Origin of the sequence: Azonexus hydrophilus DSM 23864 (assembly GCF_000429605.1) — a bacterium.
GTDB classification, from domain to species: Bacteria; Pseudomonadota; Gammaproteobacteria; order Burkholderiales; family Rhodocyclaceae; genus Azonexus; species Azonexus hydrophilus.
In genome coordinates this window covers 46,224-65,779 of record NZ_AUCE01000013.1, presented here as the reverse complement: position 1 = coordinate 65,779, position 19,556 = coordinate 46,224, and the positions used below count along the sequence as shown (strand labels likewise).

The 19,556-nt window shown below is 63.2% G+C and carries 18 protein-coding genes and 1 pseudogene; 8 read left to right on the top strand and 11 right to left on the bottom strand.

Features of this window, described 5'->3' with window-relative positions; all coding sequences use genetic code 11:
• Positions 1 to 11: 11 nt before the first annotated feature.
• The 5 genes from ribBA to G471_RS0107535 are packed head-to-tail and all read left to right on the top strand — an operon-like array spanning position 12 to position 3,536.
• A complete protein-coding gene (gene ribBA / locus G471_RS0107555) occupies positions 12 to 1,127 on the top strand; it encodes a bifunctional 3,4-dihydroxy-2-butanone-4-phosphate synthase/GTP cyclohydrolase II (protein ID WP_028994820.1) in 1,116 nt (371 codons plus the stop codon).
• A 3-nt stretch (positions 1,128 to 1,130) separates the two neighbouring features.
• Positions 1,131 to 1,607 carry a 6,7-dimethyl-8-ribityllumazine synthase gene (gene ribH / locus G471_RS0107550; RefSeq protein ID WP_028994819.1) on the top strand — a complete coding sequence of 159 codons (477 nt, stop codon included), beginning with the start codon at positions 1,131 to 1,133 and terminating at the stop codon, positions 1,605 to 1,607.
• A complete protein-coding gene (gene nusB / locus G471_RS0107545) occupies positions 1,600 to 2,070 on the top strand; it encodes a transcription antitermination factor NusB (RefSeq protein ID WP_028994818.1) in 471 nt (156 codons plus the stop codon). Before ribH ends, nusB begins: the two co-directional genes overlap by 8 nt.
• Positions 2,071 to 2,074: 4 nt before the next feature.
• Complete coding sequence (gene thiL, locus G471_RS0107540; RefSeq protein WP_028994817.1) at positions 2,075 to 3,058, top strand: thiamine-phosphate kinase; 984 nt, start codon at positions 2,075 to 2,077, stop codon at positions 3,056 to 3,058.
• The gene (locus G471_RS0107535) at positions 3,048 to 3,536 is read left to right on the top strand and encodes a phosphatidylglycerophosphatase A family protein (RefSeq protein WP_028994816.1); all 489 of its coding nucleotides are present in this window, start codon (positions 3,048 to 3,050) and stop codon (positions 3,534 to 3,536) included. Before thiL ends, G471_RS0107535 begins: the two co-directional genes overlap by 11 nt.
• A 90-nt stretch (positions 3,537 to 3,626) precedes the next feature.
• On the opposite strand, the gene G471_RS17005 is transcribed toward G471_RS0107535, so the two are convergent.
• The 10 genes from G471_RS17005 to G471_RS0107485 form a co-directional block, all read right to left on the bottom strand.
• Positions 3,627 to 4,286: a carbonic anhydrase gene (locus G471_RS17005; RefSeq protein ID WP_081700159.1), complete on the bottom strand. Its 660-nt coding sequence runs from the start codon at positions 4,284 to 4,286 to the stop codon at positions 3,627 to 3,629.
• Positions 4,283 to 4,549 (bottom strand): biotin/lipoyl-containing protein, encoded by a 267-nt coding sequence (locus tag G471_RS0107525; RefSeq protein WP_028994815.1) that lies wholly within the window; start codon positions 4,547 to 4,549, stop codon positions 4,283 to 4,285. The genes G471_RS17005 and G471_RS0107525 overlap by 4 nt, the downstream gene beginning before the upstream one ends.
• 7 nt (positions 4,550 to 4,556) lie before the next feature.
• Positions 4,557 to 5,204, bottom strand: a complete 648-nt coding sequence (locus G471_RS0107520) for a response regulator (protein ID WP_028994814.1) — start codon at positions 5,202 to 5,204, stop codon at positions 4,557 to 4,559.
• Position 5,205: 1 nt separating this feature from the next.
• Entirely contained in the window at positions 5,206 to 7,128 is a 1,923-nt protein-coding gene (locus G471_RS0107515; RefSeq protein WP_028994813.1) for a type IV pili methyl-accepting chemotaxis transducer N-terminal domain-containing protein, read from the bottom strand.
• Positions 7,129 to 7,158: 30 nt separating this feature from the next.
• Positions 7,159 to 7,848: a respiratory nitrate reductase subunit gamma gene (narI, locus tag G471_RS0107510; protein WP_028994812.1), complete on the bottom strand. Its 690-nt coding sequence runs from the start codon at positions 7,846 to 7,848 to the stop codon at positions 7,159 to 7,161.
• A gap of 10 nt (positions 7,849 to 7,858) precedes the next feature.
• Entirely contained in the window at positions 7,859 to 8,407 is a 549-nt protein-coding gene (narJ, locus tag G471_RS0107505; protein ID WP_028994811.1) for a nitrate reductase molybdenum cofactor assembly chaperone, read from the bottom strand.
• A 10-nt stretch (positions 8,408 to 8,417) separates the two neighbouring features.
• Positions 8,418 to 9,968 (bottom strand): nitrate reductase subunit beta, encoded by a 1,551-nt coding sequence (narH, locus tag G471_RS0107500; protein ID WP_028994810.1) that lies wholly within the window; start codon positions 9,966 to 9,968, stop codon positions 8,418 to 8,420.
• A 26-nt stretch (positions 9,969 to 9,994) separates the two neighbouring features.
• Entirely contained in the window at positions 9,995 to 13,744 is a 3,750-nt protein-coding gene (locus tag G471_RS0107495; RefSeq protein ID WP_028994809.1) for a nitrate reductase subunit alpha, read from the bottom strand.
• 75 nt (positions 13,745 to 13,819) lie between these two features.
• Positions 13,820 to 15,466 carry an MFS transporter gene (locus G471_RS0107490; RefSeq protein ID WP_051295349.1) on the bottom strand — a complete coding sequence of 549 codons (1,647 nt, stop codon included), beginning with the start codon at positions 15,464 to 15,466 and terminating at the stop codon, positions 13,820 to 13,822.
• Between the two features lie 18 nt (positions 15,467 to 15,484).
• Complete coding sequence (locus tag G471_RS0107485) at positions 15,485 to 16,750, bottom strand: MFS transporter (protein WP_028994807.1); 1,266 nt, start codon at positions 16,748 to 16,750, stop codon at positions 15,485 to 15,487.
• A 221-nt stretch (positions 16,751 to 16,971) separates the two neighbouring features.
• On the opposite strand from G471_RS0107485, the pseudogene G471_RS19600 reads away from it, so the two are divergent.
• The 3 genes and pseudogenes from G471_RS19600 to G471_RS0107475 form a co-directional block, all read left to right on the top strand.
• Positions 16,972 to 17,052, top strand: a pseudogene (locus tag G471_RS19600) (c-type cytochrome); the annotation flags it as partial.
• Positions 17,053 to 17,331: 279 nt separating this feature from the next.
• The gene (locus G471_RS0107480; protein WP_028994806.1) at positions 17,332 to 17,793 is read left to right on the top strand and encodes an ankyrin repeat domain-containing protein; all 462 of its coding nucleotides are present in this window, start codon (positions 17,332 to 17,334) and stop codon (positions 17,791 to 17,793) included.
• Positions 17,787 to 18,278, top strand: a complete 492-nt coding sequence (locus G471_RS0107475; RefSeq protein WP_028994805.1) for a DUF411 domain-containing protein — start codon at positions 17,787 to 17,789, stop codon at positions 18,276 to 18,278. The genes G471_RS0107480 and G471_RS0107475 overlap by 7 nt, the downstream gene beginning before the upstream one ends.
• Positions 18,279 to 18,281: 3 nt before the next feature.
• Here G471_RS0107475 and G471_RS17000 read toward each other — a convergent pair whose 3' ends face one another.
• Positions 18,282 to 19,529 carry an FAD-dependent oxidoreductase gene (locus G471_RS17000; protein WP_157272465.1) on the bottom strand — a complete coding sequence of 416 codons (1,248 nt, stop codon included), beginning with the start codon at positions 19,527 to 19,529 and terminating at the stop codon, positions 18,282 to 18,284.
• Positions 19,530 to 19,556 lie beyond the last annotated feature (27 nt).

Here is a 19,556-nt window from a genome sequence, read left to right as displayed (position 1 = left end):
CCCGAATTCCCATGCCCCCGCATCCCGCCATTGCCTCCACCGAAGAAATCGTCGCCGAACTCAAAGCCGGCCGCATGGTCGTGCTGGTCGACGAAGAAGACCGCGAGAATGAAGGCGACCTGGTCATGGCCGCCGAGCACGTCACGCCGGAAGCGATCAACTTCATGGCCAAGTACGGCCGCGGCTTGGTCTGCCTGACGCTGACCGGCGAGCGCTGCCGCAAACTCGGCCTGAGCCAGATGGCGCGCAGCAACGGCACCCAGTTCGGCACCGCCTTCACCGTCTCGATCGAAGCCGCTGAAGGTGTCACCACCGGCATTTCGGCTGCTGACCGGGCACACACCATCCGCACCGCAGTGGCCCGCAACGCGATTGCCGACGACATCGTCCAGCCCGGCCACGTCTTCCCGATCACCGCCCGCGAAGGCGGCGTGCTGGTCCGTGCCGGCCACACCGAAGCGGGTTGCGACCTGGCCGGCATGGCCGGCCTGGAACCGGCGTCGGTGATCTGCGAGATCATGAACGACGACGGCACCATGGCCCGCCTGCCGGAACTGATCGAATTCTCGAAGCAGCACGGCCTGAAGATCGGCACCATCGCCGACCTCATCCACTACCGCGCCGCCTCGGAAAAGCTGGTCGAGCGCGTCACCAGCAAGACCATCGCCACGGCGTATGGCGAATTCCTGATGCACGCCTACGTCGACCGCGCCGGCGGCGCCACCCACCTGGCGCTGGTCAAGGGCGAGATCCCGGCCGACGGCGAAACCCTGGTCCGTGTCCATGAACCGCTGTCGGTGCTCGACTTCCTCGACCCGGCAAGCAAGCGCCAGTCGTTCTCGATTGACGAGGCGCAGGCCGCACTGGCGAAGAACGGCCACGGCGTGATCGTCCTGATGCACCGTCCGGAAGACGGCGAAGCCCTGCTCGCCCGCCTGACCACGCCGGTCGATGCGCCGCGTCAGCAACAGAAATGGGACCCGCGCACCTATGGCATCGGCGCGCAGATCCTGCGCGATGTCGGCGTCGGCCGCATGCGCCTGCTCTCCAGCCCGCGCAAGATGCCCTCCATGACCGGCTTCGGCCTCGAAGTCACCGGTTTCGTCACTTCCCCTGCGGAGCTTTGATCCATGTCCCGTTTTGACAACGTATTCGAATACGACAAGAACCTCGACGGCAACGGCCTGACCGTTGGTGTCGTCATGAGCCGCTTCAACCTGCCGGTCTGCGAAGGCCTGCTCTCGGCCTGTGTCGCCGAACTCAAGCGCCTCGGCGTGGCCGACGAGGACATGGCCATCGCCACCTGCCCCGGCGCCCTCGAAATCCCGCTGATCCTGCAGACGATGGCGCAGACCGGCGAGTTCGACGCGCTGATCGCGCTCGGCGCGGTGATCCGCGGCGACACCTACCATTTCGAAGTGGTTTCCAACGACGCCTGCCGGGCGATCATGGAACTGCAACTGCACACCGGCATCCCGATCGCCAACGGCATCCTCACCTGCGACACCGACGAACAGGCGGAAGTACGCATGCAGCCCAAGGGTACCGACTGCGCCCAGGCAGCGATCGAAATGGCCAATCTCCAGAAAGCCCTCATCAATGAGTGACCAGGAACAAACCCCGAAGGCGCCGCCCAAGTCGGCCCGCCGTCGCGCCCGCGAATTCGTCCTGCAGGGTCTCTACCAGTGGCGTGTCGGCGGTGCCGACGAAGCCGCCATCGAAGCCTATGCCCCCGAAATGGAAGGCTTCGCCAAGGCCGATCGCGAGTTCTTCGTTGGCACCCTGCGGGGCGTCATCGGCCAGCAGGCCGCCCTGACCGAACGCATCGGCGCCCACATCGACCGCCCCTTCGGCGAACTCTCGCCGATCGAGGCCAGCGTGCTGCTGATGGGCAGTTTCGAGATGGTCAACCATCCGGAAACGCCGTACCGCGTGATCATCAACGAAGCCATCGAGCTGACCAAGGCCTTCGGCGGTACCGACGGCCACAAGTACGTCAACGGCGTGCTCGACAAGATTGCCGCCGACGTGCGCGCCGCCGAGGTCGCTGCGCGGCGTAAAGGCCGCTGACCCCATGCCCGGCGAATTCGGCCTGATCGCGAAATACTTCGCCCGGCCGACGCCGTCGGCAGTCCTCGGCCCCGGCGACGACTGCGCGCTGATCCAGCCGTCGCCCGGCAAGCAACTGGCGGTGACCACCGACATGCTGGTCGCCGGCGTCCATTTCCTGCCCGATACCGACCCCGGCCGCCTCGGCTGGAAGGCGCTCGCTGTCAATCTCTCCGACCTCGCCGCGATGGGCGCAACGCCGCGCTGGGTGACGCTGGCCGGCGCCCTGCCGGCGGTCGACGAAGCCTGGATCGCCGCTTTTGCCGAAGGCTTCTTCGGCTGCGCGCGTGAATACGGCGTCGATGTGATCGGCGGCGACACCACGCGCGGGCCGCTCAACCTCTGCATCACCGCCATCGGCGAAGTCGATCCCGGCCGCGCCCTGCGCCGCGACGGCGCCAAACCCGGCGACGAAATCTGGGTGTCCGGCCGCCCCGGCCTGGCCGCGCTCGGCCTCGCCCACCTGCAGGGCAAGGTCAAGCTGCCCGAGCCCTGGCCGCGCCTGTGCGTCGCCGCCCTGGAAAAACCGCGCCCGCGCGTTGCCCTCGGCCAGGCCCTGACTGGCATCGCCAGCGCCGCCATCGACGTGTCCGACGGCCTGCTGGCCGACCTCGCCCACATCGGCGAACGCTCCGGCTGCGCCGCCGCCGTCCGCCTGGTACAACTGCCGCAACTGCGCGACCTGGCCGGCAGCGGCGACCACTACGACGCCGACCTGCGCCGCCTGGCGCTCGACTGCCAACTGGCCGGCGGCGACGACTACGAACTGGTATTCACCGTTCCCGCCGCGCTGCACACCCAACTGGGCGCCATCGCCGCCCGCCTGGAACTGCCGCTGTGGTGCATCGGCGAGATGGTCGACGGCGACGCCGGCACGGTCACCGTTTTCGACCCGGACGACCAGCCGGTCGACATCGCGCGCAAGGGATACGATCACTTTGGCCAGTAAACCGCCCAGCACCCGCTTCCTGCTCGCCCATCCGGCGCACTTCTTCGCCTGCGGCTGCGGCAGCGGGCTGACGCCGTGGGCGCCCGGCACCTTCGGCACGCTGTTCGCCTGGGCCAGCTTCATCCTGTTCCGCCCTTACTTCAGCGACGGCCAGTTGCTGTTCCTGTTCGCCGCCGCCTACCTGGCCGGCATCTGGTTCATCAACGTCGCCGGCCGCGCCCTCGGCGACCCCGACCACGGCAGCATCGTCTGGGACGAAATCGTCCCCTTCTGGCTAGTCCTGCTGATGACGCCGGCCGGCTGGCTGTGGCAACTGACCGCCTTCGTGCTGTTCCGCTTCTTCGACATCACCAAGCCGCAACCGGCCCGCTACTTCGACGAACACGTCAAGAACGGTTTCGGCGTGATGGCCGACGACCTGATCGCCGCCGGCTACACGCTGCTGATGCTGGCGCTGCTGAAGATCGTCGTTGCCTGAGCACATTTTTTTCAGGCCACCTTCCATACTAGGCTCCGCGCGGACAATCAAAGCACTGATGAACAACTGTGTGCGGGTCGGAGTAACTGGCTACTGCAACTGATACACCGCCCCCTCCGGCTGGGCCTGCACACCCATCACGGCGTCCGCCTCGACGAAGCTGCCGCGTTCGACGTCGAGCACCAGTACCTTGCCGGCCTCGATCAGGTAATGCCAGCCATGCAGGAACAGGCGACCGGCTTCGACGCCCTGGCGGACCATGGGATATTCGAGCAAGCGTTCAAGCTGCAGGACCACCGAGCGTTGTTCGGTGCGCCGTAACGCTTCCTCGCTGACGCTTACCGGCAGTACGGCCGGTCGGGCGAAGTCGAGCCAGGCATTGAGATTGGGCAGGGCTAGGTCGTGATCGTCGTAGAGTGCCCGGATGGCACCGCAATGACTGTGGCCGCAGACGACAATGTCGCGCACACCGAGCACGGCCACCGCGTACTCGACGGCGGCAGCCGTACCATGACCGACATGCTCGTCACTCCAGATCGGCACCAGGTTGCCGACATTGCGCACCACAAACAGCTCGCCCGGCCCTGCACCGGTCAGCAGATACGGCACCACGCGCGAATCGGAGCAGCCGATGAAGAGCATGCGCGGCTGCTGCCCTTTTTCGACCAGACGGCGGAAATGCTCGCGATAGCGGGGAAAGAAACGCCGTTCGAAACGGTTCAGGGATTGCAACAGGTCGTCCAAGCTCACGCCTCGGTATGCACGGTCAGCAGCGGCAGGCGCTCGCTCAGGTCGTCGCCGGGCGTGACGAAAATTTCTTCAACCGTCCCCGCGTAGGGCGAAGGAATGTCGAGCGCGACCTTGCCGGTTTCGACGACCAGGACGTTGTCGTCGGTCGCCACCCGGTCACCCGGTTTGACCAGAATTTCGAGAATGAACACGCGCCCGTTGGCGCAAGCGCCGCAGCTGCTCCAGCACGCCGGATAGCGCGGCATGTAGATCGTTCGACGCATCCCCGGCTCAGCGGAAACCGTGGTCGATGGCGTACACCGCCGCCTGCACCCGACTAGTGATGTTCAGTTTCTTGAAAATGTTCTGCACGTGGATCTTGACCGTGCTGTCGGCCAGATTCAGCAACTGGGCAATTTCCTTGTTGCTATCGCCGCGGGCGATGTGCGAAAGGATTTCCCGCTCGCGCGGCGACAACGGGTTTTCGTCTTCGCCCTTGGCCGCCTTGCGCCCGGGATTGCGCACGCCTTCGACCAGCTTGCTCGACATCTCCGGGCAGACCACGGTTTCGCCATGCGCCGCCTGGCGGATGGCGGCAACCAGGGCTTCAGTGTCGATGTTCTTCAGCAAATAACCCCGGGCCCCGGCACACAGGGCATCGATCAGGTCTTCGCCATCTTCCGAAACAGTCAGCATCAGGACCTGCGCCCGGATTTTTTCGGCCGCCAGTATCTTCAGCACCTCGACCCCGGAAATGCCCGGCATGTGGAGATCGAGCAGGATCACATCCGGGTCGAGGCTCTTGGCGAGTTTCACCCCGGCCATCGGGTCGCCGGTTTCACCCAGCAGGACGAATTCCTCGTAACGGCGCAGCAACGCGATGATGCCGCTGCGAAACAGGGTGTGATCGTCGATGATCAGCAGGGACAGTTTATTCACTTCACGCTCCGGGACTTGAGAAATGGCGCAGCAGGAGGACGATCCTTGTCCCCTCGCCGACGCGCGAATGGATCTGCACTTCGCCGCCGATACGCGCCGCGCGCTCGCGCATGATGTTCAGCCCGACATGATCTTCAGATCGCGATGCTTCCGGCGCGAAACCGACGCCGTCGTCCTCGATGACGATGCGGATGCGCGCGCCTTCATGTTCGAAACGCACAGCCACGTGCTGTGCACCGGCATGCTTGCGGATGTTGGAGAGCGCTTCCTGGACGATGTGGATGATCTGGATGCCCTCGTCCTCCGCCACCTGCAGCAGACCGACCTGGCGCTTGAAATTGACGGCCATGCCGGTCTGTACCTCAAAGCGTTGCAGCACCGTCATCAGCGCCGTTTCCAGGTCGGCGTGGCTGGCCCGGGTACGGAAATGCACCAGCAGTTCGCGCACGTCGTCGTAGCTTTCCTGCACGCCGTTGCGGATGCGCTCGGCAACCTCCTGCGCCTCGGCGGTTTCCTCATGGCGCAACGAGTCCTGCAACAACTGGGTCTGAATGTTCAGATAGGCCAGGCCCTGGGCAATCGAATCGTGCAGTTCCTGGGCCAGCAGGTTGCGTTCTTCGTAAACCGCCGCCTCCTTTTCGCGACTGCGCAGACGCAGGTTTTCGATGGCCACGCCGAGGTGCTTGCCGAGAATGTCGAGCAAGGCCATTTCCTGCGGGGAAAACTGCCGTTCCTGGCGGTAATAAAGGTTGAACACGCCGACGACCTGCTTCTGGCAAACGATGGAAAACGCGCTGGCCGTGCGAAAGCCCTCGCGCACGCAGGTTTCCCGACACATCAACGGCGGCGGATTGGCGGTATCGATCTGCTGCGACTGCCCCGAACTGAGGACCGCACCGCACAGGCATTCGCCGCAGCGCAAGCTGCTTTCCTCGGCAACAAAAGCGGCCGACAGCCCCTCGTGGGAAACCGGTTCCATGAATTCGCTATCGCGCCCGAGCAAACGGATCATGCAGGCGTCGGCCCCCATGGCCACCCGCACGCGCCGGCGAAACCCATGACAGATGTCCTGCAGCCCGACCGGCTCATTGAGAAAGGCCGTCGTTTCGTAGAGGACGCTCAGTTCCTGATTGCGCTCGGCCAGCGTCCGGGTTTTGCTGGTCACACGCTCTTCCAATGTTGCGTACAAATTCTGCAGATGCTGAACCATCTGGTTGAACCCCGATGCCAGGGCACCGAATTCGTCCCGGGACTCGAGCGGCAGGCGGACGCTGAAGTCGTCGCCCAGCATGCGCTTGATACCGCCGTGCAGGAGATCGACCGGGCGGATGACCTGGACGAAGAAGAAGCGGATCAGGATCAGGGTGCCCAGCACGGCCAGGATGATCAGGCCGACCTGCAACGTGCGCAGCAGATTGGTGTTGAATGCGTAATTGCGTTCCATGGCCTGGACCAGGCTATCGATCTGCGCAACGAAATCGCGGACTGAGGCCTGGTAGGACTGGAAGGCGCGGGTCTGCAATTCGACATCGTCGGCCCGGTCGAAATCGGCAAGCAGCGGCACGATGCGCTCGCGCCAGTCCTGTTCGACGCGCTCCAGTTGCTGGCTGATCCGGTTGTCGCGCGGCGGCGCCAGCGGGCGCAGCGGGTCGCCACGACGCAGGTCGGCCAGGATGTGTTCGAACTCCCGGATTTCCCCGGCCAGATTCGCTTGCTGGCCGGACACCGGCTCGGGATGCTGGAGCAGGTTGCCGATGCGGTAGGAGCGCATGCGCAAACTCCCGGCGTCGTTGATCGCCGCCGCACCGCCTTCGAGCTTCCAGGAAATGAGCAGCGTCATGCCGACAGCCAGCAAGGCCACCATGAAGAACACGGTGAGGATACCGATGATCTTGTTGGCGAGCTTTTGCTGGCTGTCAGGCATGTCGCTGCACGTCCCTGTGTTGGTGATGAATCAGGCCCGACGTTTGGCCCGGACGATCTGGTAAGCCCGCCCGAGGTAGTTCACCGGTGCCGTCAGGACATGCACCAGGCGGGTGAAGGGAAAGACCAGAAAGACGGTCATGCCGAAGAACAGATGGGTCTTGAAAACCGAATCCACATTATCCAGCAATTCCGGTTGCGGGTTCAGCGTCAGGATGCTCTGCACCCAGTTGGCCAGCGCCAGCATGACTTCCGGGTTGCCGTGGTTGGCGTGACCGATGGAGACGGGAATGGTCGCCAGGCCGAGCAGCAGCGTCAGCATCAGCCAGCTCAGGACGAACATGTCCGAACCGCGCCCAGCTGCCCGCACGCGGGCATTGGTCAGACGACGGAACCACAACGCCAGGCCGCCGAGCAGCATCATGCCGCCGAACACCGTACCGGCAATGATCGCCAGCCACTGGTGCTGCATGTCGGAGACGCCGAGCGCCAGCCACAGGCCGTGCGGCAATACCAGGCCGGCGAAATGCCCGGCGAAGATGGCCAGGATGCCGATATGGAAGAAATTGCTGGCGAAGACCATGCCGCCCTTCGACAGCAACTGCGTCGAGTCCGTCTTCCAGGTGTATTGCTCCCGATCGTAACGGATCCAGCAGCCGATGACGAAGACGGTCAGCACGATGTACGGATAGACCGCAAAAACGAATTTCGAAAGATTCATGTTGCTCTCCTCAGGCCGCCAGTTTCACCAGCGAGCCGAATTGGTTCACGACGCCGATCAGACGGGCATACGGGCTGGCCGCCTTGCCCAGGTTGTCGGCGATCACGCCGAGCACCTTGCCGGCGTCGCCCAGGAAAACGCGGGCTTCGTCGACCGCCAGCTCGGAAACGAACTCCAGCATCAGCGGCAGGAAGTCCGGCAACTCCTTCTCGTCGTGCTGGTAGCCGTAGCTCTTCAGGTACTCGGTCAGATCGATCAGTGCCGGGCCGCGCGTCTTCTCCTCGCCAAAAATGTGGTGAGTCAGATGCAGGCTGTGTTCCGGCGTCAGGTCGAAGGTCTGCACGTAATTGGCCTGGACCACGGTCGCCTCGTTGTCGAGCAGGTAGTCGATGACGTAGGCGACGCCAAGGTGGTTCTCGGCGCTGAGCAGCCCCTGTTCGTCGAGATTCTCGACCAGGGTCAGCGCGCTGCCGGCCTGCGCGACTTCGCGGCGCAGTTCAGCGAGCAAGGCATCATCCGGGTAATCGAGCAGTGCCGAAAGCAGTTTGAAAATCAGCATGTCCGTCTCCTCACTTCTTCTTGGCGGCCAACGGCGCCGGTTCGCGGGGTTCCATGCTCTCGGTCCGGCGTTCCGGGAAGAGCGCAAAGGGCGACTGACCGTTGGCCGAGTCGTTGCCGAAGCTGAAGCCGTTCTGCCCCTGGAAGCCGTGGTAATCGTCGAGCGAGATTTCCTGGTGCGAGGTCGGAATGACGAAACGGTCCTCGTAATTGGCAATCGCCAGATAGCGGTACATCGCCTTGGCCGTGTCCTCGTCGATGCCAGCGGCAGTCAGCGGGCGGATGTCCGGCGTGCCTTCGACATTGACCGAGCGCATGTAGGAACGCATGGCGATCAGGCGGTTGAGTGCCGAGACGATGTATTCCTCCTTGCCGGCGGTCAGCAGGTTGGCCAGATACTTGACCGGCAGGCGCATCGCCGAGGCCTTGGGAATGACGCCGTCGGCTTCGGTCGGCAGGTTCTTCTGGTCGATCTGCGACTGCACCGGGGACAGCGGCGGCACATACCAGATCATCGGCAGCGTGCGGAATTCCGGATGCAGCGGGAAGGCGATCTTCCATTCGACGGCCATCTTGTAGATCGGCGACTTCTGGGCGGCGTCGATCCACGACTGCGGCACGCCGTCGGCCAGCGCCTGCTCGATGATCTTCGGGTCATTCGGATCGACGAAGAGGTCGAGGTGGGCCTTGTACAGATCCTGCTCGTTGTCGGTACTGGCGGCATCAAGCATCTTGTCGGCGTCGTAGAGGATGATGCCGTTGTAGCGGATGCGACCGACGCAGGATTCCGAGCAGACGGTCGGCAGGCCCGATTCGATGCGCGGGTAGCAGCCGATGCACTTCTCGGCTTTCGACGATTCCCAGTTGAAGAAGACCTTCTTGTACGGGCAGCCCGAGATGCACATGCGCCAGCCGCGGCAACGATCCTGGTCGGCAACGACGATGCCGTCCTCCTCGCGCTTGTACATTGCCCCGGACGGGCACGAAGCGACGCAGGCCGGGTTGATGCAATGGTTGCAGATGCGCGGCAGGTAGAGATGGAAGGTGTTCTCGAACTGCTTGTACATCTCCTTTTCCATGTTCGAGAAATTGCTGTCCTTCGAGCGCTTCTCGAATTCACCGGCGAGGTCGTCTTCCCAATTGGGCCCCCAGGTGATCTTGTCCATCTTCTCGCCGGTGATCTGCGACACCGGCCGGGCCGTCGGCGCGGCTTCCGACAGCGGCGCGTTCTGCAGGCGGGCGTAGTCGTAGGTGAAAGGCTCGTAGTAATCGTCGATCTCGGGCATGTTGGGGTTGGCGAAGATCTGGACGATCTTCTTCAACTTGCCGCCGGCCTTGAGTTCGAGCTTGCCGTTGAGCTTGGTCCAGCCACCCTGCCACTTGTCCTGGTCCTCCCAGTTCTTCGGGTAGCCGATGCCGGGCTTGGATTCGACGTTGTTGAACCAGGCGTATTCGATGCCCTTGCGGTTGGACCAGACGTTCTTGCAGGTCACCGAGCAGGTATGGCAGCCGATGCACTTGTCGAGGTTGAATACCATCGCGAATTGTGCGCGAATTTTCATGTTGATCTCCTAGATTGCGTTCGCGATTACTTGCTGCCGACACCGACCGGATTGCGCTGGGCTTCGCGTTCCGGGGTCAGCGGACGTTCCAGCCAGTCGATATCGCGGTCCTCGACCTTGTGCAGCACCACCTGCTCGTCGCGGTTGCAGCCGACCGTGCCGTAGTAGTTGAAGCCATAGGCGAGCTGGGCGTAGCCGCCGACCATGTTGGTCGGCTTGACGACGACGCGGGTGACCGAGTTGAGGATGCCGCCGCGTTTGCCGGACGACGGCGAACCCGGCACGTTTACGTTCTTCTCCTGGGCGTGGTACATCAGCGCCATGCCGCGCGGGACGCGCTGCGACACCACCGCCCGGGCCATCGTCGCGCCGTTGGCGTTGATCGCCTCGACCCAGTCGTTGTCGGCCAGGCCGATCTGCCTGGCGTCGTCCTCGGCGATCCAGATGTAGGGACCGCCGCGGAACAGCGTCAGCATGCGCAGGTTGTCCTGGTAGCTGGAGTGGATGCCCCACTTCGAGTGCGGCGTGATCCACGACAGCGTCAGGTGCGGCTTGCGGCGCACACTGTCGGGGACGGTTTCATGGGCCTTCAGGTCGACCGGCGGCTTGAACACGCAGAAGCCTTCGCCGAAGTCGAGGAACCACTCGTGATCCTGGTAGAAGTGGGCGCGGCCGGTCAGCGTGCGGAACGGGATGTGCTCGTGGATGTTGGTGTAGCCGGCGGTGTAGGACACCGTTTCCGACTCGATCCCCGACCAGGTCGGCGCGGTGATGATCTTGCGCGGCTGGGCGACGATGTCGCGGAAGGTGATCTTGTCCTCATGGCGGCCGGCGTACAGGTGATGGTGATCGAGGCCGGTCTTCTTCGACAGCGCCGACCACGACTTGTGCGCGACCTCGCCATTGGTTTCCGGCGCCATGCGCATCACCGAGTCGCAGACGTAGATGTCCTCTTCCAGCGACGGCATGCCCTTGGACACGCCATCGACCTGGACGGTCTTGTTGAGGACGGCGAGTTCCTTGTATTCCTGCTCGGTGTTCCAGTCGATGCCCTTGACGTTGTTGCCGAGCTTGGTCATCAAGGGGCCGAGCGCGATGTACTTGTTGTAGGTCTGGCCGTAGTCGCGCTCGACCAGGCGCAGCGCGGCCATGGTCTTGCCCGGGATCGGCTCGCACTCGCCGCGCTTCCAGTTCTTGACCTGGCCGAAGGGCTGCGCCAGCTCCATCGGCGAGTCGTGCTGCATCGGCAGCGCGACCAGATCGCGCTTCTTGCCCAGATGTTTTTCGGCGAGTGTGGAGAAGGTCTCGGCAATCGCCTTGAAGATCTGCCAGTCCGACTTCGATTCCCAGCCCGGCGTCACGGCTTCGCCCAGCGGGTGGATGAAGGGGTGCATGTCGGTGGTGTTGAGGTCGTTCTTCTCGTACCAGGTGGCCGTCGGCAGGATGATGTCGGAGTAGGCACCGGTGGAATTGAGGCGGAAGTTGATGTCCACCATCAGGTCGAGCTTGCCGACCGGGCCGTCTTCCAGGTAATTGACCTGGCTGCAGGCGGCGCCGTGAGTGCCCTCCTGCATCACGCCGTTCTGGGCGCCGAGCAGGTGCTTGAGGAAGTACTCATGGCCCTTGGCCGAGGTGCCGATCAGGTTGGCGCGCCAGACGAACAGGTTGCGCGGCCAGTTGACCGGGTTGTCCGGGTCGGCGAAGGCAACATCGAGCTTGCCGCTCTTGAGTTCTTCGACCACATGTTTGGCGATGCCGGCCTCGTCGGTCGCACCCTTCTTCTCGGCTTCAGCGACGAGATCGAGCGGATTGCGGTTGAAATGCGGCGCCCCCGGCAACCAGCCCATGCGCACCGCGTCGACGTTGTAGTCGGCGAGCGTGTAACCCTTGTATTTGTTCTTGCCGGCCGGCGACAGCAAGGCGTCGGCATCGACCGTTTCGTAACGCCACTGGTCGGTGTGGAAATACCAGTACGAGGTCGAGTTCTGATGCCGTGGCGGCCGTTGCCAGTCGGTGGCGAAGGCGATCGGCGCCCAGCCGGCCTGCGGGCGCAGCTTTTCCTGGCCGACGTAATGCGCCCAGCCGCCGCCGGTCTGGCCGACGCAACCGCACATGTGCAACAGGTTCATGATCGACCGGTAGGTCATGTCATTGTGGTACCAGTGGTTGATCGCCGCGCCCATGATGACCATCGACTTGCCGCGAGTCTTCGATGCGTTCTCGGCAAACTCGCGACCGGTACGTTCGATGTCGGCGGCCTTGACGCCGGTCACCTTGGCCGCCCAGGCCGGGGTGTAGGCGACATCGGCATCGTCGTAGGATTGCGCGACGTTGCCGCCACCCAGGCCGCGATCGATCCCGTACTGGGCGATCTGCAGGTCGAACACGCTGGTCACCAGGGCTTCCTCGCCATTGGCCAGCTTGACGATGCGGACCGGGACATGGCGCAGGATCAGCGTCGATTCGCCATTTTCGAAATGCGGGAAGCCGACACTGACCACGCCGTCACGGCGCTCGATGCAGCTGAGTTCGGCTTCGATCTCGCCACCGGCCGCCTGTTCGAGCAGGTTCCACTTGCCGTCCTCGCCCCAGCGGAAACCGATCGAACCGTTGGGAACGACGAAGGATTGGTGCTTGCTGTCGAAGACCACGGTCTTCCACTCGGGGTTGTTCGCTTCGCCCAGGTTATCGACGAAGTCGGAGGCGCGCAGGTTGCGGTCGGACACCCAGTTTTCGCCATGCCGGCGCAGCATCACCTGCATCGGCATGTCGGTGTACTTGCGGGCGTATTCCAGGAAATAGGCGTCCTGGCGGTCGATGAAGTATTCCTTGAGCGCGACATGGCCCATGGCCAGGAAAGCCGCCGTGTCGGTGCCCTGGCGGACCGGCATCCACAGGTCGGCGAACTTCACGTACTCGGCGTAGTCCGGCGCCATCGAGACGATCTTGGCGCCCTTGTAGCGGACTTCGGTGGCGAAGTGGGCATCCGGCGTGCGCGTCATCGGCAGGTTGGCGCCGGTGATGATCAGGTAGGTCGAGTTGTACCAGTCGGCGGCTTCCGGCACGTCGGTCTGCTCGCCCCAGGTCTGCGGCGAGGCGGCCGGCAGATCGCAGTACCAGTCGTAGAACGAACCGCAGGCGCCACCGATCAGCGACAGATAGCGCGAGCCGGCGGCATAGGAAATCATCGACATCGCCGGAATCGGCGAGAACCCGTAGATGCGGTCCGGGCCCCATTTCTTGATGGTGTAGATGTTGGCGGCGGCGATGATCTCCTTCATTTCCTCCCAGCCGGCGCGGACAAAGCCGCCCAGGCCGCGCACGCCGACATACTTGATGCGTTTCTGCGGGTCGTTCTGGATGGCTTCCCAGGCTTCGACCGGGTCAAGGCCCTTGGCCCGTTCGGCGCGGTACAGGTCGAGCAGGCGACCACGGATCATCGGGTGCTTGATCCGGTGCGGCGAGTACAGGTACCAGGAGAACGAGGCGCCGCGCTGGCAACCGCGCGGTTCGTGGTTGGGCAGGTCCTCGCGGGTGCGCGGGTAATCGGTCTGCTGCATTTCGAAGGCAACCAGGCCGTTCTTGACGAAGATCTTCCACGAGCAACCGCCGGTGCAATTGACGCCGTGGGTCGAGCGGACGACCTTGTCGTGCCGCCAGCGGTTGCGATAGGCATCCTCCCACTGGCGATCTTCGTTGGTGACGACGCCGTGGCCCTTGGCGAAGGTGCTCTGGACCTTGCTCAGAAATTTCAGGCGGTCAAGAAAATGACTCATGTTGTGCTCCTCGTTTGGCGACCTGCCCCAGGCCGCGGGGTTGATTGCAGAATGCGGTGATGGTGATGAGACGGCTCAGGGGTTGTGGATGTAGGCGTTCTTGCGCAGGTAGAACCACCAGTTGATGACGACGCAGATGGCGTAGAAGATGGCAAAGCCGTACATCGCGTTTTCCGGGGTGCCGGCCTTGATCTGGCCACCGATGACCACCGGCGCGATGAAGGAACCGTAGGCACCGACTGCCGAAGTCCAGCCGAGCACCGGCCCGCGCTGATCCTGGTCGAAGACGAAGCCGACGGTACGGAAGGTCGAGCCGTTGCCGATGCCGGAGGCGGCGAAGAGGACGATGAACAGGCCCATGAACAGGAAGAAGTAGTCTTCCGGCGTCGCCGACTGGTAGGCCAGGTGCATGACGTAGCCGGTGGCGGCCGAGGCGACGACGAGCACCAGCGAGATCACCTGGGTGACGATGGAACCGCCGAGCTTGTCGGAAATCCAGCCACCGAGCGGACGGATCAGCGCGCCGACGAAGGGACCGATCCAGGCGTACATCAGCGCCGACGGTGCATTCGGGTTGCGCGCATGAACCCAGGCCTGGGTCGCCGGATCGAAGACATGGGTGTTGCCGAAGATGACCGTGATCGACAACGGCAGCGCCATCGAGAAGCCGATGAAGGAGCCAAAGGTGACGACATAGAGGGCGGTCATCGACCAGGTGTGCTTGTTGCCGAAAATGGCGAACTGCTTGCCCAGGTTGGCCTTCATCTCGCCGGTGGCCAGCGCCTTCATGGCGAACAACGTGGCGACAATGACTAGGACCACCACCGCCCACATGTTGAGCAGGCCGAGGCCGCTCGGTGCCGGCAGGTAGAGGTAGAGGCCGAGACCGGAGACAACCAGCGCCAGGCCGTAGAAGACGACGACCCGGCCGAGCGCGGCGGCGGTCGAGCCGATTGCCGGTGAGACGGTGAGCAGGTTGTTCATGCCGAACCAGCCGACGACGGCCAGCGGTACCAGCAACAGCAGCCAGACGAAACCGGCGTTCTGGATCCAGGTCGGCGTGCCGGCGGCGATCTTGCCGATCAGCGTCGCCGAATCCTTGACCAGCGGAATTGCCTCACCGCCCAGCGCGCCGAACAGGCCGACGGTCATCACCGCCGGAATCAGCAACTGCATGGTGGTCACGCCGAAATTGCCGAGACCGGCGTTGAGCCCGAGCGCCGTTCCCTGCTGACGCTTGGGAAAAAAGGTGCTGATGTTGGACATCGAGCAGGCGAAGTTGCCGCCGCCGATCCCGGACAGCAGCGCCATCAACTGGAAGACCCACAGCGGCGTGCTCTTGTCCTGCAGCGCCAGACCGGTGCCGATGGCCGGAATCATCAACAGCGCGGTGGTCAGCCAGACGGTGTTGCGACCACCGCAGATACGGATGAAGAAGGACGCGGGAATGCGCAAGGTGGCACCGGACAGCCCGGAAATGGCGGCAATGGTGAATAGCTCGTCCGGCGAGAACGGAAAGCCGGCATTGGCCATCTGCACGGTGATGATCCCCCACATCAACCAGATGGCGAAGCCGCAGAGCAGGCTGGGAATCGAGATCCACAGGTTGCGGTTGGCGATGCGGCGACCGGTGGTCTGCCAGAAATTCTCGTCCTCGGGCCGCCAGTCGACGATGTCGACCGAACTGGTGAGCTGCGGGCGGGCGGATTTTTGCTTGTTCATTGAAACTCCCCGTTCTGATCATTCAAGGTTGTCGGCACCGACGCGCGCAGGGCGGCCACGGACCAAATCGGCATCACGCACCTCGGTCCAGTACATCCAGATCAGCGAGACCCAGACGACGCCGTACAGCAACATGAAGCAGGAGGAGCGCACACCGGTCAGGTCAACCAGGGCGCCGAACATGATCGGCAGCAGGAAGCCGCCCAGGCCGCCGGCCAGGCCGACGATGCCGGAGATGACGCCGATGTTCTTCGGGTAGTCGTCGGAGATGTACTTGAACACCGAAGCCTTGCCGACCGCCATGGCGACACCGACGACGAACAGCAGCGCGGTGAACACGTATTCGTTGAGATGGATTTCGTAGGTCTGCGGCCCAGTAACCGTCTTCACCGTGAATTCGGTCTGCGGGTAGGACAGGATGAACAGGCAGATCCAGCAAACCCAGAGCACCCACCAGGTCACCTTGTGGGCGCCGAACTTGTCCGAAAACCAGCCACCGAGCGCGCGCAGCACGCCGCCGGGCAGGGAGAAACAGGCGGCCAGGAAGGCCGCGCTGGTCAGGTCGAAACCGTATTCCTGAACGTAGTATTTGGTCATCCACAGCGCCAGCGCGACATAGCCGCCGAAGACGATCGAGTAGTACTGGCAGATCTTCCAGACGTTCGGATCCTTCAGCGCGCGCAACTGTTGCGCGACGGTCACCGTCGAACTGACCCGGTGTGCCGGATCGCTGTAGGTGAACACGAAGAAGGCCAGTGCCGTGACCAGCATCATCACGGCGAAGACCGTCGGCACCATGGTCCAGCCGTAGGCGACGACGATCGATGGGGCGAGCAGCTTGGTCAGCGCTGCGCCGGCGTTGCCGGCACCGAACACGCCCATGGCGAAACCCTGGTTCTGCTTCTCGAACCAGCGCGCGCAGTAGGCGATGCCGACCGAGAAGGAACCGCCGGCGATGCCGACGAACAGGCCGGCGACCAGCAACTGCCAGTATTCGGTGGCCTGGCCGATCAGATAGATGGGCAGTACCGTACTCATCATGATGCCGAAGAACACCGGCCGACCGCCAAAGCGGTCGGTCATCATGCCCAGCGGCAAGCGGATCAGCGAGCCGGTCAACACCGGCATGGCCGCGAGGATGCCGAACTGGGTTTCGTTGAGGCCCAGTTGTTCCTTGATCGGGATGCCGATCACGGCAAAGATCATCCAAACCATGAAGCAGACGGTGAACGCCAGCGTGCTCATGGTCAGTACGGACAATTGCTGCATTTTTCTGCTTGTCATGTTCTTGTCTCTCCCTCCGGTTTTTTCCGTTGGGTGAAGATTAAGAACTTGGGCGTCCGCAGCCCATTCGCCATTCGCCGGTATACGGGAGATAAAAAACGGTAGGCGGCGTAGTCATTTGGAACTAGCCCGAAGGTGCCCGCCCCCTTTGATACGCATCATGGTTTCCGACACCGCGTTAAAACGGGAATCGCTCCACCTCAATAACAAGGAGTCATTTCATGAGCGGGGTATTCACCAAATCAATGGCCAGGAACATCTTCTATGGGGGAACGGTGTTCTTCTTCCTGGTCTTTCTGGCCCAGTACGGAAAATCAGCCTCTCTGAACCATCGGCCATCACTATGTATTTGATGTATTAATCGATGCGTGCGCGTACAACAGCATTCGTAGGCATGAATATTTCTCCATCAATTGAGCCTCACCGTGGCCCACAGCCAACCATCCTGCCACGCGATTAAAGCCTGACTGTTTGACATGCAATATTGCCAAGCTGAAACTGATCATAAATATCGTATGGATCAAAGATCATCGATGCGCGCACGGCAATAATCGCATCGTTCCCGTTTTTGCGAGGCCATCATGCGCTTCCTGATTGTTTTTCTATTGGCTTGTCTGAAGATCCTTCCCGCAATTTCAGCTGACCTGACCATCCACAACGTCGCTCGCCAGGGGAGTGGCGAAGATGTTCGCCGCGCCCTAGCGGCTGATCCTGGTGCACGCGACCTGCGCACCGCCCATGGCTCGCAAGCCATTCATCTGGCAGCCATGAACCCTGACATCAGCGCTCTGCGGGCGCTGATCGCCGCTGGCGCCAACATCAACGCCCGGGACGGCGAAGGCGCCACGCCGCTGCACATGGCCGCCTATGCCAGCCGCGCGACGCACGCCCGCGTGCTGCTCGAAGCCGGCGCCGACCCGCTGGCGACTACCGACAATGGCCGCGACCCGACGTCGATGGCACGCAAGGTCAAGGCCGACGAAGCAGCGGGCGTTATCTCCCTGTGGGTGCTCAAGGGCTGCAAGGCAGGCAAGCCATGCTGAAGCAACTCGCCCACGCTCTGCTGCTCCTCGCCGCAAGCCACGCCGGAGCAGCCGAACTGCCACCGATTGCAGTCTACATGCCCAAGGTCTGCCTCGCCTGCATCGACTGGGCGGAACACCTGCGCCAGCACGGCTTCACCGTCCAGGTCACGCAGACCGACGAGATGGACGCGGTCAAACGCAAGCTGAAGGTACCGAAGGAACTCGAAGCCGTGCCCAGCGCCAGCATTGCCGGCTATTTCATCGAAGGTCATGTGCACGCCGAGCAGATCAAGGAATTGCTGAGCGAAAAGCCAAAAGCACTAGGTCTCGCCGTTCCCGGGCTGCCGCTCGGCGCACCGGGCCGCGAATACTCCAGCCCGATTTGCCAGACCGCCTGCACCGTGCTTGATATGGAAACGGCGGCCCCGCGCATCCGCCGGGAATTCTACGAAACCCTGCTGGTCATGCCCAACGGCCGAACCTCGACCTGGGCGCGCCACTGAGCGTTAGAGAAAACCCCCGTACTGGCCGGCGGCCCAGGCCACATCTTCACCCACCGGGTTCTGCCGGCTGACCTGCCGGACCTCCTGCAGCAAGAAACCATCGCTGCGCAGGCGGTAGGACGTTTCGATCCGCGTCCCGGCATCCGGATCAACCCCGGACAGCAGGTGACAGACGCCTTCCGGCAACATCGGCGCGCGCTGTCCAGCGATCTGCCCGGCGACGATGGCCCCCATCCGGCTAGCGACATGGCCAGTCTTCGGATAATGACCGAACAACGGCGAAACTACCCCGGCAGCATCGCCAATGATGAAAATCCGTTCGTCGCCAGGACTGCGCAGGTCAAGCGCGTTCTGTGCCGCCCAGCCATCGGGCGCGCCGGTATTGCCGTCGGCGCGGATCAGCCCGGCCGGCCAGAGCAGACCGGCGGCCTGTTGCGGCGGACTGAGCAGCGCCATGTCGAAACGGATGTCGTCGATATCCGTGCTCAGCGTGCCCCGCTCGGGATCGACACTGCGCACCCGCGCATGATCTAGATAGGTCACTTGGTCGCGGAAACGTTCGAGCAGTGCATGACGAAAAACCGGCATCAACGGATTCGGATCGACAATGATCAAGCGCCCGGGAATCCGCTGCGTCTTCAGCCACCAGGCAAGCAGCAGTGCTCGTTCGTAAGGCGCCGGTGGGCAACGATAGGGCAATGGTGGAATGTTCAGCAGCAGATCGCCACCAGTAAAAGCCTGCAAGCGCGCTTTCAGCGCCGGCAAGTCACCCGCATGCACCATAGCGCCGGAAAATCGCTTTTTCAGCAGATCGGCCGCAGCAGGATCGCTCAGCTGCCAGGCAGAATAATCCTCGCGGATGCCCGGCGACAGCACCAGCCAGTCGTAGGGCAACGCACCGGCCGAGGTCATCAGGCGCTGCCCGCTGCGGTCGATCCCGATGGCTTCCGCCTGAACGAAGCGGTAGCCGCGCGCTGCCGCGACAGCGGCATAATCGCGCCGCATCGGTGCCGGTGCCTGGCCGTGATCGACCAGCCAGCGATTGCCGAGGGCGAAAGAATGAAAGGCAGCGTGCCGGTCGACCAACGTGACCCCGATATCTGGCGCCTGTTGGCGTAGTTGCGCAGCGGCAGCCAGACCACCCCAGCCACCACCGACCACAACAACCTGACGTACCGCAGCGCGCAGCGGGCGATACAACGATAGCAAACCGCTGGCGAACAGCAGACGGCGGCGAACGGTGCTGATCATCGGCTTTTCCACAGCATCTTGCTCAGT

What these genes read in the sequence shown, in the direction of transcription:
- nusB (WP_028994818.1), top strand. Translation starts at nt 1,600, where the DNA reads ATGAGTGACCAGGAACAAACCCCGAAGGCGCCGCCCAAGTCGGCCCGC.
- narH (WP_028994810.1), bottom strand. Translation starts at nt 9,968, where the DNA reads ATGAAAATTCGCGCACAATTCGCGATGGTATTCAACCTCGACAAGTGC.
- G471_RS0107485 (WP_028994807.1), bottom strand. Translation starts at nt 16,750, where the DNA reads ATGACAAGCAGAAAAATGCAGCAATTGTCCGTACTGACCATGAGCACG.
- G471_RS0107480 (WP_028994806.1), top strand. Translation starts at nt 17,332, where the DNA reads ATGCGCTTCCTGATTGTTTTTCTATTGGCTTGTCTGAAGATCCTTCCC.
- G471_RS0107490 (WP_051295349.1), bottom strand. Translation starts at nt 15,466, where the DNA reads ATGAACAAGCAAAAATCCGCCCGCCCGCAGCTCACCAGTTCGGTCGAC.
- G471_RS0107495 (WP_028994809.1), bottom strand. Translation starts at nt 13,744, where the DNA reads ATGAGTCATTTTCTTGACCGCCTGAAATTTCTGAGCAAGGTCCAGAGC.
- G471_RS17000 (WP_157272465.1), bottom strand. Translation starts at nt 19,529, where the DNA reads ATGATCAGCACCGTTCGCCGCCGTCTGCTGTTCGCCAGCGGTTTGCTA.
- G471_RS0107515 (WP_028994813.1), bottom strand. Translation starts at nt 7,128, where the DNA reads ATGCCTGACAGCCAGCAAAAGCTCGCCAACAAGATCATCGGTATCCTC.
- narJ (WP_028994811.1), bottom strand. Translation starts at nt 8,407, where the DNA reads ATGCTGATTTTCAAACTGCTTTCGGCACTGCTCGATTACCCGGATGAT.
- narI (WP_028994812.1), bottom strand. Translation starts at nt 7,848, where the DNA reads ATGAATCTTTCGAAATTCGTTTTTGCGGTCTATCCGTACATCGTGCTG.
- ribBA (WP_028994820.1), top strand. Translation starts at nt 12, where the DNA reads ATGCCCCCGCATCCCGCCATTGCCTCCACCGAAGAAATCGTCGCCGAA.
- ribH (WP_028994819.1), top strand. Translation starts at nt 1,131, where the DNA reads ATGTCCCGTTTTGACAACGTATTCGAATACGACAAGAACCTCGACGGC.
- thiL (WP_028994817.1), top strand. Translation starts at nt 2,075, where the DNA reads ATGCCCGGCGAATTCGGCCTGATCGCGAAATACTTCGCCCGGCCGACG.
- G471_RS0107525 (WP_028994815.1), bottom strand. Translation starts at nt 4,549, where the DNA reads ATGCGTCGAACGATCTACATGCCGCGCTATCCGGCGTGCTGGAGCAGC.
- G471_RS0107475 (WP_028994805.1), top strand. Translation starts at nt 17,787, where the DNA reads ATGCTGAAGCAACTCGCCCACGCTCTGCTGCTCCTCGCCGCAAGCCAC.